Source organism: Variovorax sp. M-6 (assembly GCF_052114385.1).
Classification (GTDB): Bacteria; Pseudomonadota; Gammaproteobacteria; order Burkholderiales; family Burkholderiaceae_C; genus Variovorax.
Genome location: NZ_JBFREQ010000023.1, coordinates 187,725 through 198,677 on the forward strand (window position 1 = coordinate 187,725; position 10,953 = coordinate 198,677).

8 protein-coding genes are annotated in these 10,953 nt (G+C 66.3%); 7 read left to right on the forward strand and 1 reads right to left on the reverse strand.

Annotated elements, in window-relative coordinates; genetic code table 11:
• Positions 1-168 precede the first annotated feature (168 nt).
• Complete coding sequence (locus AB4Z46_RS23955) at positions 169-795, forward strand: hypothetical protein (RefSeq protein WP_442286041.1); 627 nt, start codon at positions 169-171, stop codon at positions 793-795.
• 110 nt (positions 796-905) lie between these two features.
• Here AB4Z46_RS23955 and AB4Z46_RS23960 read toward each other — a convergent pair whose 3' ends face one another.
• Positions 906-1,940, reverse strand: a complete 1,035-nt coding sequence (locus AB4Z46_RS23960) for a helix-turn-helix domain-containing protein (RefSeq protein ID WP_442286042.1) — start codon at positions 1,938-1,940, stop codon at positions 906-908.
• Positions 1,941-2,247: 307 nt separating this feature from the next.
• Between AB4Z46_RS23960 and AB4Z46_RS23965 the strand changes: the two genes are divergently transcribed.
• The 6 genes from AB4Z46_RS23965 to AB4Z46_RS23990 all read left to right on the forward strand — a co-directional run bounded on the left by AB4Z46_RS23965 (position 2,248) and on the right by AB4Z46_RS23990 (position 10,919).
• Positions 2,248-2,415 carry a hypothetical protein gene (locus AB4Z46_RS23965; RefSeq protein WP_442286043.1) on the forward strand — a complete coding sequence of 56 codons (168 nt, stop codon included), beginning with the start codon at positions 2,248-2,250 and terminating at the stop codon, positions 2,413-2,415.
• 68 nt (positions 2,416-2,483) lie between these two features.
• Positions 2,484-4,319: a DUF1302 domain-containing protein gene (locus AB4Z46_RS23970; RefSeq protein WP_442286044.1), complete on the forward strand. Its 1,836-nt coding sequence runs from the start codon at positions 2,484-2,486 to the stop codon at positions 4,317-4,319.
• 34 nt (positions 4,320-4,353) lie between these two features.
• The gene (locus AB4Z46_RS23975) at positions 4,354-5,718 is read left to right on the forward strand and encodes a DUF1329 domain-containing protein (protein WP_442286045.1); all 1,365 of its coding nucleotides are present in this window, start codon (positions 4,354-4,356) and stop codon (positions 5,716-5,718) included.
• Positions 5,719-5,729: 11 nt separating this feature from the next.
• The gene (locus tag AB4Z46_RS23980; protein WP_442286046.1) at positions 5,730-6,809 is read left to right on the forward strand and encodes a WD40/YVTN/BNR-like repeat-containing protein; all 1,080 of its coding nucleotides are present in this window, start codon (positions 5,730-5,732) and stop codon (positions 6,807-6,809) included.
• The gene (locus AB4Z46_RS23985) at positions 6,809-9,265 is read left to right on the forward strand and encodes an efflux RND transporter permease subunit (protein WP_442286047.1); all 2,457 of its coding nucleotides are present in this window, start codon (positions 6,809-6,811) and stop codon (positions 9,263-9,265) included. Before AB4Z46_RS23980 ends, AB4Z46_RS23985 begins: the two co-directional genes overlap by 1 nt.
• A 13-nt stretch (positions 9,266-9,278) precedes the next feature.
• A complete protein-coding gene (locus AB4Z46_RS23990) occupies positions 9,279-10,919 on the forward strand; it encodes a 3-(methylthio)propionyl-CoA ligase (protein WP_442286048.1) in 1,641 nt (546 codons plus the stop codon).
• Positions 10,920-10,953: the final 34 nt, after the last annotated feature.

Genomic DNA, 10,953 nt, shown 5'->3' on the forward strand with positions numbered 1-10,953 from the left:
TGAAGCGTTGTCCGTCACCAAGGCCTTCTGATTCGGCCGGGCGGTCGCGCCGTAAGGGTATCCACCGGCATGGCGAGAACTGACTAGGAAGTGTCGGGAAGTGACCGTGCACCGCCGGAGACGCTGATCGAAGATCCATGGACCCGACAGCCACCATCCGAGTCCATGATGATCCTGAACAATCCCAATCTCGACGTACGCAAGACCAACCGCGCCATCGACGAACTCATGAAGGTGACGACCAACCCGCGTCACCGCTTCATGCTCGAGGCCTACTACCGCCACCGCTTCCTCGAGATCGGCGGGCGCTACGAAGAGATCTTTGCGCCTGAAATGACGGTCGCGAGCCCGCTGTACCACTTCGAGGTGGGCGGCAACAGCGCCACGCTCGACGGCGCTGAAGCCGTCAAGGGCTTCTATGCGGTTTGGGCGCAGACCAACCAGTCGATCTTCTACGTCGAAGACGAGCAGATCGCCGTCGCCGACAACTTCATCGCATCGGTGGCCACGATGTACCAGCAGACGCATGGCAAGACACTGGCCGGCAACGGAATCGCGGTCGACGACGAGAATGCCTACTACCTGATGAGGGTTCCCGGCATGCAGATGTTCTGGCCCTACGACGACCAATGCCGCCTGATTGGCGAAGACGTCTGGGAACCGAGAGGGGCCGAACGCACGCTGACCAAGCTCACCGCATCCGAGGTGCTGACCAGCGAGCAAGCCGGCAAGCTGCTGGAGCCGTTCATCAAGCCGCTGCGGACCTTCGAAGAGGTTGTGTTGCAGGCAGCCTGACCTGTCTGGAAGCTGGCTTGCGGGCGTCATGGCGCCATCGTGCGCCATGCGAGGCGCGACGCTGCGTCGTCCGCGTGCCCGTGCACCGACTCGACGCGGAGCGCCGGAGGCTATGGCCCCGCCCCGGAACCCGCCTGCTGCTGAAACTCACCCGGCGTCACACCGGCGTGGCGCCGGAACGCACGACTGAAGTTCGCCGCATCGCTGAAGCCAAGCTGCTCGGCGACCCGTGCCACCGTCGCGCCCCGCTGCCCGAGCAGCTCGCGTGCGCGTTCGAAGCGCACCTGCTGCGACAGGTCGCGGAAGTTCAGGTGCTCCTTCTTCAGGTTGCGATCGATGGTGCGTGCGGAAATGTTCATCCGCTGTGCGATGTCGTCGAGCGTGACTTGCCCCGTCGATTCGCGCAGCAACATGGCCACATAGTCGCCCCAGCCCGCGTCCGGAACCGGTCGCCGCTGCAACGACTGCATGCGCTCCTCGACCTGCTTGACCACCTGCGGCGAGGCCATCGGAAACGGCCGGTCGAGCAGCGCGCGGTCCATCGACAGCGTGATGCCGGGCAGGGCCCTGTCGTCGAAATGGAAGCGAGCCGCGCCCAGGCTGGCGTAGCGCGCATGGTGCTCCGGGGCCGGCATTCCCATGCGAATGTCGTAAGGCGTCATCTCGGGGCCGAACAGCATCTCGAGCTGGTTCTGGACCGACAGCGCGATGACGTCCAAGGAGAAGCGCATGGTTTGCACCGGCATGGCGACCACCGGGACGAACACGGCCTCGCCACGCTCCGGCCAGCGTCGGTACCTCAACGTGAACAGCTCGTTGATGAAGTGGTAGTAGCGGCTCGTGAGCCGCAGCATGCGGTCGAGGTCCTCGCAGCTGAGCATCGCGTAGCCGAGCAGGTCGTGCGAATTGAGCTTGATCAGGCGGCCGACCTCGAAGCCCAGGTCGGTGCGGCCGGTGAGGCGGTGCGCCGCGATGATCAAGGATTCCACTTCCATCGGCAGCAGCATGCCGTCGCTGCGCTCGAAACGGCCCGATTCGATCCGCGCCATCTCCAGCAGACGGGTCGTGTCCACACCCTGCGCCGCCAGAAATCCCAGCATCAGCGAAAAGTAGCGCACCGGCGCGCGCTTGGGTGCAGCGGTCATCGCAGGTCTCCGCGCAGGGGCGGGTATCCACCACCTTGTCGGAAATTGACAAGCAAGTGTCGGCAAGTGACTTTGCCGTAATCAGTCACTTTTTCGATCATCCATGTACTCCATCCGCACGCACCTGCCTCTTCCGGCATCGCGGAAGAAACCCCCATGTTTGACGAACTCATCAGCACCTCGATCCTTGCCGGGCACCACCGCTTGTGCACGGCGATTGTCTCCACGATCCGTGGTCACCGGAAGTACCTGGAGCGCGAATGCCCATGAGCGTGCGGAATCTTCGGCGTACGACGAGGCCAAGGGCGTGAACGCGGAGGTCGCTGCCGACGCGATCGTCGACGCCGTGCGCAGCGGCCAGGAGTTCGTGCTGGTCGGTCCCTTCGCCAAGCCGCTGTACCACCTGCGCCGCCTGTCGCGTTCCCTGCTGCGGCGCGTGCTGTTGATCGATGCCCGAAAGATGGGCTACTGCTGACCCTGTTCATTCCCCCGAGCGGGCGCCCAAGTCCCGCCTTCATGCCAACCCCCGAGGAGACAGTTTTCGTGCCCCACCGTGTTTTTCGCGCGCCCGCCAGCCGCCATCGCCTCAGTGCGGTGTCCGCCGCCGCGCTGGCCCTTCTTGCCCTGGTCCCGGTCGCCCACGCCATGGAGATCGATACGGGCAACCCCGATGTCGTCCTCCGCTGGGACAATACCCTGCGCTACAACCTGGGGCAGCGGGTCCAGGGCCAGGACAAGGCGATCCTCGGCAATCCGAACTTCGATGACGGCGACCGCAATTTCAGCAACCACTCGCTGATCGCCAACCGCCTGGATCTGCTGAGTGAACTCGACCTCGTGGTCGACAGGAAATACGGCTTCCGCCTGAGCGGTACGGCCTGGGCCGATGGCGCCTACAACAGCCTGGACAACCGCAACAACGCCACCGCCAACACGCTGGTCTACGGCCTGCCCACGGCGGGAGCGCTCTCCGACTACACCTCGCGTTATGCCAAGGGTCCATCGGGCGAACTGCTCGACGCCTTCGTCTTCGGCAGCAGGTCTTTCGGCGAGACGGACGTGAGCCTGCGCCTGGGCAAGCACACCGTGTACTGGGGCGAGAGCCTGCTGGGCAACGGCGCCATCCACGGCATCAGCTACGGCCAGTATTCGCTGGATCTGTGGAAGGCCCTCGCCACGCCCGGCATCGAGGCGAAGGAGATCTATCGTCCGCGCAACTCGGCGACCTTGCAGGTCCAGCCCGCGCCCGAGCTGTCGCTGTCCGCGCAGGCCTTCTTCGACTGGGAGAGCGTGCGCTATCCCGAGTCGGGCAGCTACCTGACGGTGAACGACGCCTTGCTGCACGGCGGCGACTCGCTCATCGCGGGGCCGGGCCAGCGCCTGCTGCAGACCGCGGGCGGCGACCCGAAAAAGACCGGCGACTTCGGCCTTTCGGCGCGCTGGAGCCCCGAGTGGCTGGACGGCACTGCCGGCCTGTACGGCCGCCGCACCGCGGACATCCAGCCGCAGCTCGCGCTCCTGCCCGCCGTCGCTGCCGGCGTGCCCGCCGCAGCGTGCACGCGCGCCGGACTGCGCCCCGTCGGCCCGAGCACCTGCTACATCAATCCGGGCGCCGCCACGCTGCCGCAAGTCCAGGCCGGCTACGTCGGCCAGTACCAGGCCTTCTACGGCCGAGACATCGACATCTACGGCCTCAGCCTGTCGAAGAACGTCGCCGGCGTGAGTGTCGGGGCCGAACTCAGCTACCGCAACAACATGCCGCTGCAGAGCGTGCCGGTGCAGGTGCTGCCCGCGGCGCTGGTCAATCCCGCAACGGGCGCGATCTCGCTGGCCCAACTCGGCCAGCTCGGCGGCGACACGCCGGGCGCCCGCGGCAACACGATGCACGGCATCCTGAATGTGTTGGGCACGGTGTCGAAGACGCCTCTTTTCGACACCGCGACCTGGAACGCCGAGCTGGTGTGGAACCGCTGGCTCAGCGTGTCGCAGAACCCCGGCGCCTTCAAGGGCAACGACGCCTACCGCGCCAACCCTGCCAATGTCGACGCGGTCAGCAAGGACTACTTCGGCCTGGGCCTGAACTTCACCCCGACCTGGTACCAGGTGTACCCGGGCGTCGACCTGTCGCTGCCGCTGAGCTGGTCGGGCGGGATCTCGGGCAATTCGGCCGTGCTGTCGGGCGGCAACAAGAATGCCGGGTCGTTCGGCATCGGCATCGCTGCCGACGTCCGCGCCAAGTACAACTTCTCGCTGCGCTACGTCGGCTTCTATGGCGACTACAGCACCACACCCACCGGCGCAATGAACGTGGCCAACGGCACCAACGCCGTGCTGTCCGACCGCGGGCACGTCCTGCTCACCTTCAAGACGACCTTCTGAGTCGTCGCCACCTCAAACTCACGGAGACAACCCCATGAAGCCAATACGACCCCTCTGGGCCGGCGCGCTGCTTGCGCTCGCCGCCCAGGCTTCCCTCGCCGCCGTCGGCGCCGACGAGGCCAGGAAGCTCGGCACCACCCTCACGCAGACCGGCGCCGAGCGCGCCGGCAATGCTGACAAGAGCATCCCCGAATACACCGGCGGCCTCACCACCCTGCCGGCCGGCTACGAGAAGAGCTCCGGCATTCGCCCCGACCCGTACGCCGCCGAGAAGCCGCTCTACGCGATCACCGCGCAGAACATGGCCCAGTACGAATCCAAGCTGACCGCCGGCACCAGGGAACTGCTGAAGAAGTACCCGACGATGCGCGTCGACGTGTACCCGTCGCATCGCTCGATGGCCTTCCCGAAGTACGTGCTCGACAACACGGTGAAGAACGCCACCGCCGTGAAGGCCACCGATGACGGCCTCGGTCTCGAAGGCACCTACGCCGGCATTCCGTTCCCGATCCCGAAGACCGGCAACGAGGTGATGTGGAACCACCTGCTGCGTTACACGGGCCAGAGCTACTACACGCAGTACGACTCCATCAACGTCGACGCGTCGGGCAAGGCGGTGCTCGCGACCACCGGGCAGATCTACATGGACTACCCGTACTACGACCCGAAGCGCACGGGCGCATCGGCGGACAACGACATCTACGTCCGCACCAAGATCGCCTACACCGCACCGGCACGCCGGGCGGGCGAGGCGTTGCTCGCGCAGGACTACATCAACCCGATGAAGAACGGCCGCCGTGCCTGGCAGTACCTGCCCGGCCAGCGCCGCGTGAAGCTCGCGCCGGACATCGGCTACGACACGCCCAATCCGGGTTCCGCCGGCGCCTCGACCTACGACGACGCCTGGGTCTTCAACGGCGCGATGGACCGCTACGACTTCAAGCTCGTGGGCAAGCAGGAGATGCTGGTTCCATACAACGCCTTCAAGCTGGTCTATGCCAAGGACCCGTACGCTGTCACCACACCCAACCACCTGAACCCGGACTACGTGCGTTGGGAACCGCACCGCGTGTGGGTGGTGGAGGCCACGCTGAAGGCCGACAAGCGCCACATCTACGCCAAGCGTACCTTCTACGTCGACGAGGACAGCTGGGTCGCGGTGGCTTCGGACATGTACGACGCGCGTGGCCAGCTCTACCGCGCGGGCTTCGTCTACACGAACCCGTCCTACGATCTGCCGGCGCCGGCGGCCATGGGCCAGTCGTTCCACGACTTCACCACCGGTGGCTACAACATGACCGGTCTGCTGGGCGCCTACAACGTCGGTGTCAAGTACACCGACCCGCTGTCCGCCAACGCCTGGTCGGCCGACGCGCTGGCTGGCTCCGGCGTGCGCTGAGCGGGGCTGAGGTGCAACGCAGAAGCATGCTGCTGGCGGCGCTCGGTTCGCTGGCGGCCTCCGGCACGGCCACGGCAGCGGCGGCGGCCAGCGAGGTGCTGGACCATCCTGCAAGGATGAGCCCGCTGGCCGCCGAGCGGCTCATCACGGGCATCGCGCGGGCCGGCGACCGGCTGGTCGCCGTCGGCCAGCGCGGCCACATCGTGCATTCGGAAGATGGCGGTCGCGTCTGGGTGCAGGCCCTGGTGCCGGTCAGCTCGGACCTCACCGCCGTGAGCTTCGTCGATGCGAAGCTCGGCTATGCGACCGGCCACGACGGTGTCGTGCTCGGCACTCGCGACGGCGGCCATGGCTGGACACGGCTGCTCGACGGACGCCAGGCCAATGCGCTGGTGCTCGATCACATGCAACGACGCGTCGCGGCGTCCGACGCTACCGATCAAGACCGCAAGCTCCTCGTCGAGGCCCGGCGCAACGCCGAGGCCGGCCCCGACAAGCCCTTCCTCGATCTCTGCTTCGTCGGTGCGAACGAGGGCTTCGTCGTCGGCGCCTACGGCCTGATCCTGCGCACCGCCAATGGCGGCGAAACCTGGGAGCCGTGGCTCGATCGCACCGACAACCCGGGCCTCCTGAACTTCTACGCAATCCGCGCCCATCGCGGCGAGATCTACATCGCGGGCGAGGCCGGCCTGCTGCTGAAACTCGACCGCGATACGCAGCGATTCCGGCCGCTGGCCTCTCCCTACAAGGGCAGCTATTTCGGGCTGGCAGCGACCCATGCGGGCGTGCTGGCCTACGGCATGCGCGGCAACGCCTTTCTGAGCGTCGACGATGGCGGCTCCTGGGAGCCGGCGAAGACCGGCCTCACGGCCAGCATCGTCGGCAACGCCGTCGGCGGCGACGGAACGCTGGTCCTGGTCGACCAGGGCGGCGCCATCGCCGTCAGCGGCGACGGCGGCCGCAACTTCGCGACTTCGCTCCTGCGTTCGCCCATGCCGCTTGCCGCCGTCGCCTTCAGCGGCAAGACCGAACTCGTGGTGGGTGGCTTGCGCGGGCTGCGCACCGTCGAGTTGATTTCCAAGGACAAGTAATGGCCCCCACTTCCGGACTCGACCGCATGCCGGTCGTGCGCGAACTCGCGGATTTCCCGCGGGATTCGGGCAACTGGCTCGAGCGCGCCGTCTTCAACCACCGCCTGGCGGTCACGCTGGCCTGCCTGGTCGCCACCCTGGTGCTGGGCTTCTTCGCCTCCCGCATCTCGCTCAACGCCAGCTTCGAAAAGATGATCCCCGTCGGTCATCCCTACATCCAGAACTACCTCCAGAATCGCAGCGAACTGCGCGGCATGGGCAACACGCTGCGCGTGGTGGTGGAGAACGAGAACGGCGACATTTTCGACGCCCGTTACCTCCAGGCGCTCAAGCACATCAACGACGACCTGTTCCTCACGCAGGGCGTGGACCGCGCCTGGGTCAAGTCGCTCTGGACACCGGCGACGCGCTGGACCGAGGTGACCGAAGAAGGCTTCCAGGGCGGACCCGTCATGCCCGACAACTTCGACGGCAAGAGCGCCAGCGTCGAGAAGCTGCGCACGAACGTCGCCCGCGCGGGCCTGGTCGGCAGCATCGTGGCCAACGACTTCAAGTCCAGCGCCATCGTCGCGCCGCTGCTGGACCACGGCAAGGACGGGCGGCTCGACTACTGGCGGCTCTCGCGCGAGATCGAGAGCCAGATCCGCGACAAGTACGAGCAGGGGCTCGCCCCCGACGGCAAGCCCTGGGGCGTGAAGGTGCACGTGATCGGCTTCGCCAAGATCATCGGCGACCTGCTGGACGGCCTGCTGCAGGTGATGATGTACTTCGGCGCCGCCACGGTCATCGCTGCGCTGCTGCTGTACGGCTACACGCGTTGCGTGCGCAGCACGGCGATGGTGCTGGCGTGCTCGCTGGTCGCGGTGTTGTGGCAGGTGGGGCTGGTCAAGCTCGTCGGCCTGGAGCTCGATCCTTACTCGATGCTGGTGCCCTTCCTGGTCTTTGCGATCGGCGTGAGCCATGGGGCACAGAAGATGAACGGGATCATGCAGGACATCGGCCGCGGCACGCACCGGCTGGTGGCGGCGCGCTACACCTTCCGGCGGCTCTTCCTGGCGGGCGTCACGGCGTTGATGGCCGATGCGGTCGGTTTCGCAGTGCTGATGCTGATCCCGATCCCCGTGATCCGTGAACTCGCGCTGACCGCGAGCATCGGCGTCGCGGTGCTGATCTTCACCAACCTGCTGCTGTTGCCGGTGCTGCTGTCCTATGTGGGTGTGAGCCCGGCTGCGGCCGAGCGAAGCCTGAAGGTGGAGCAGGATCAGGCTGCAGGGCGGGGCGGGCGCTTCTGGGGCTTGCTCGACAACTTCGCGGCAAAGCGCAGTTGGGCGCTGGCTGCAGTGCTGGGTTCGCTGGCGCTCGCCGTCGGTGGCTTTGCGGTGAGCCTGAAGCTGCAGGTGGGCGACCTCGATCCCGGCGCCCCGGAGCTGCGGCCCGACTCGCGCTACAACCGCGACAACGCCTTCGTCACGAAGAACTACTCGCTCTCCAGCGATCTTTTCGCGGTGATCGTGAAGACGCCCAAGGAAGGCTGCCTGAAGTACGACACCTTGGCGCATGTGGACCGCCTGGCCTGGGAACTGCAACAGCTTCCCGAAGTGCGCGCAACGCTCGGCCTGCAGGACGTGGTGCGCCAGATCACCGCCGGCTCCTTCGAGGGCAACCCGAAGTGGCTGACCATCAGCCGCAACCAGGACGTGCTGAACTACGGCGCGCAGCAGGCGACGGTGAACAACCCGGAGCTATTCAACACGGAATGCTCGGTGATGCCGCTGGTCGCCTATCTCTCGGACCACAAGGCCGAGACGCTGCAGAAGGTGCTCGCGGTGGTGGAAGGATTCGTCAAGGACCATCCGACCGATCCGGCCGTGATCCAGATCCTGCCCGCTGCCGGTTCGGCGGGCATCGAGGCGGCGACCAACATCGTGGTGCACGAGGCCAATCGCACGATGCTGTTCTATGTCTACGCGGCCGTCATCGTGCTGTGCTTCCTGACCTTCCGCTCATGGCGCGCGGTTCTGGTGGCCGTGATCCCGCTGGTTGTCACCTCGATCCTCTGTGAGGCATTGATGGTGTGGCTGGGCATCGGGGTCAAGGTCGCCACGTTGCCGGTGATCGCGCTCGGGGTGGGCATCGGCGTGGACTATGCGCTTTACCTGCTGTCGGTGCAGCTCGCAGGGCAGCGGCGAGGGCTGACCCTGGCCCGGGCCTACGGCGATGCGGTGATGTTCACCGGCCGGGTCGTCGCGCTCGTCGGCGTCACGCTCGCGGCCGGGGTCATCACCTGGGCCTTCTCGCCCATCAAGTTCCAGGCCGACATGGGCATCCTGCTGACCTTCATGTTCGTCTGGAACATGGTCGGCGCGCTCGTGCTCATCCCGGCCCTCTCGCACTTCCTGTTGAACGACAGGCATTTCAGAAAGCCGGTGCCGGCATTTGCCGCCGTGCCGGCCTGACAAGGAAAGACAAATGAACGGACTCATGATGCAGCAGCAGCTGCTGATCTCTTCGCTGCTGGTGCACGCCGAGCGACACCACGGCGACCAGGAAATCGTGTCTCGGCGTGTCGAGGGCGACATCCATCGCTGCACCTTCCGCGATCTGGCGGCGCGCTCGCGTCGCATGGCCAACGCACTTGCATCGTTGGGCGTAGCCCAATCCCAGCGCGTGGCGACCCTGGCGTGGAACGGCCACCGCCACATGGAGCTGTACTACGCCGTGTCGGGCTCGGGTGCGGTGCTGCACACGCTCAATCCGCGCCTGCATGCCGACCAGGTCGTGTGGATCGCGGAGCATGCCGAGGACCAGGTACTGTTCTTCGACCTCACGTTCCTCCCGCTGGTCGAGGCCATCGCGCCGCGCACGACGACCATCCGCCACTTCGTCGCGATGACCGATCGCGCACACATGCCGGCGCAGAGCACCGTGCCTGGCCTCTTGTGCTACGAGGACCTGATCGAAAGCGGCAGCGAGCGCTTCGCATGGCCCGATCTCGACGAGAACGCGGCCTCGTCGCTCTGCTACACCTCCGGCACCACGGGCAATCCAAAGGGCGTGCTCTACAGCCACCGCTCGACGATGCTGCACACCTTCGCCGCTGCCTTGCCCGATGCGCTGAACTGCTCCGCGAGCGACGTGATCCTGCCGGTCGTCCCGATGTTCCATGTCAACGCCTGGGGCCTGCCCTATGTCGCCTGCATGGTCGGCGCCAAGCTGGTGTTCCCCGGGCCCGGCCTGGATGGCAAGGCGCTGCACGAGTTGTTCGAGGCCGAGGGCGTTACGGTGTCGGCGGGAGTGCCGACCGTGTGGCAGGGGCTGCTGGCCCACATGGAGAACAAGGGCCTCGGCTTCCGCACGATGCGTCGCACCATCGTCGGCGGCTCGGCCTGCCCGCCGGCGATGATCCGCACCTTTCAGGAGCGCTTTGGCGTAGACGTGCTGCATGCCTGGGGCATGACCGAACTGAGCCCGCTGGGAACCGTGTGCAGCTTCAAGCCGCGGCACGAGTCGCTGTCGCAGGAAGGGCGATACGCCGTGCAGGCCAAGCAGGGCCACGCGATCTTCGGCATCGACATGAAGATCGTCGGCGAAGACGGCGGCGAGCTGCAGTGGGACGGCAAGACCAGCGGTGACCTGCTGGTGCGCGGGCCCTGGATCGTCTCCCGGTATTTCAGGGGGGAGGGCGATTCGCCGCTGGTGCATTCGGATGGAGAGGACTGGTTTCCCACGGGCGACGTCGCGACCATCGACGGCGACGGGTACATGCAGATCACCGACCGCAGCAAGGACGTCATCAAGTCCGGCGGCGAGTGGATCGGGTCCATCGACCTCGAGAACATCGCGATGGCGCATCCGCAAGTGGCGATGGCAGCCTGCATCGCCGCCTATCACCCCAGGTGGGACGAGCGACCGCTCCTGGTGGTCGTGAAGAAGCCCGAACAGGCGCTCAGCCGCGAGGAGCTGCTCGCCTTCTATGAGGGAAAGATCGCCAAGTGGTGGACGCCGGACGACGTCGTCTTCGTCGATGCGATCCCGCTCGGCGCGACCGGGAAGATGCTCAAGAACCGCCTGCGCGAGACCTTCAAGGCGCACACCTTGCCCACCGCCTGAGACCAGACATGAAGTCCCTGATCCTGTTGTCGTT

Coding starts and splice junctions, on each gene's coding strand:
- AB4Z46_RS23955 (WP_442286041.1), top strand. CDS start 169: ATGATCCTGAACAATCCCAATCTCGACGTACGCAAGACCAACCGCGCC.
- AB4Z46_RS23960 (WP_442286042.1), bottom strand. CDS start 1,940: ATGACCGCTGCACCCAAGCGCGCGCCGGTGCGCTACTTTTCGCTGATG.
- AB4Z46_RS23975 (WP_442286045.1), top strand. CDS start 4,354: ATGAAGCCAATACGACCCCTCTGGGCCGGCGCGCTGCTTGCGCTCGCC.
- AB4Z46_RS23985 (WP_442286047.1), top strand. CDS start 6,809: ATGGCCCCCACTTCCGGACTCGACCGCATGCCGGTCGTGCGCGAACTC.
- AB4Z46_RS23990 (WP_442286048.1), top strand. CDS start 9,279: ATGAACGGACTCATGATGCAGCAGCAGCTGCTGATCTCTTCGCTGCTG.